General features: G+C 43.1%; 1 pseudogene. It reads right to left on the reverse strand.

The features are described 5' to 3' along the window. A pseudogene (locus tag B7Y67_RS18620) lies at positions 1–1,107 on the reverse strand (hypothetical protein); the annotation flags it as partial. Positions 1,108–1,194: the final 87 nt, after the last annotated feature.

The raw sequence follows: 1,194 nt of genomic DNA on the forward strand, positions 1-1,194 counted from the left end.
TAATTTCAGATGATCCATGAGGTAATCTTCATCTGCATTTGCTTGTTGTGTGGCCCGATCCATTGGGCAACCATCGGAAAGTAAAATAATATTGTGCTTGATTTCATCAGAAGCTAAATTAGATATGCCTGATTGAGGTTGATAAGATAAGCTTCGCTCAGTTGCCCATAACAAGGCTTCGCCATCTAAACTTTCTTTATAGATGTCTGGCTTGAGCATTCCCGCAATGCTTAGGCGCGAATTTTTCCAACTGGTTTTAAAGTCTTTGAAAATCCAGTGGGCCCGTTCATTCAGTCGCCCGGGATCTTTTGGTTTACCCGCAGCGTGCCATCCTTTTATGCATCTTCCACCTTGCCAGCTTGCCGTTGTGTATCCCAAGACTTCACATGGAATATTGGCTTTATCCAATATTCTGACCATGACATCAATCCATGCTGCCATAGCAAGGCGATTCTCTTTCATTGAGCCAGAGCAATCAATTAGAAAAGTTACAGTGGAGTCAGGTTTTGGTAGGAGATATTCTTTTTGGTGGATTGCTACGGCACTTTTGGATGTAATTACTCGACTCAGTAATTTTCGATTGAGTAATCCCTCTTCTGACGATTCGAAGCCATGATTCACAGGCGCCGAAAAGAGAGCGCTATAGGTTTTGATAAATCGTGACCATGGTATCGGCCAGCTACTAATTTTTTCATCAATCTCTTCTCGAAAAGATATCAATTGAGCCATGCGGATGGTTTCTAGCGGCCTAATTTCAACATCAAATGCGGTGTCAAAAATACGATATCGACTTAATGCTTGCTCATAGACTTCGCGCTGCATGGCTGAGCCATTGGCAAATGGACTATTTTCGGCAACGGGATGTTTTTGCTGATCAGAGAACTCCCACGGGATTTGAAATTGGTTTTTACTAGAATTTCGCCGTTTGATGCGAATGCTCGGTACGTCTTGATATTCTTTGGTGACCAGATTGGATACAAATTGAGCCATCTCTAATGCTGGCTTTATAAACTCCTCTTGCTTGAAGCGTGTCCGCTTCAGCATCTCCAGCAGTGGTCCGGTAGATTGATAGAGCTCAGAGCGCGGAATTTCAATCGTGTCCTGCATAAGTTGCGGTAAAGCTGCATTATTTAGTCGCGACCATGTGCCACCAAATATTGCTAGTAGTAATAAGTTAATGCTTCCCTCAGTACC

The organism is Polynucleobacter sp. 35-46-11 (genome assembly GCF_002281105.1).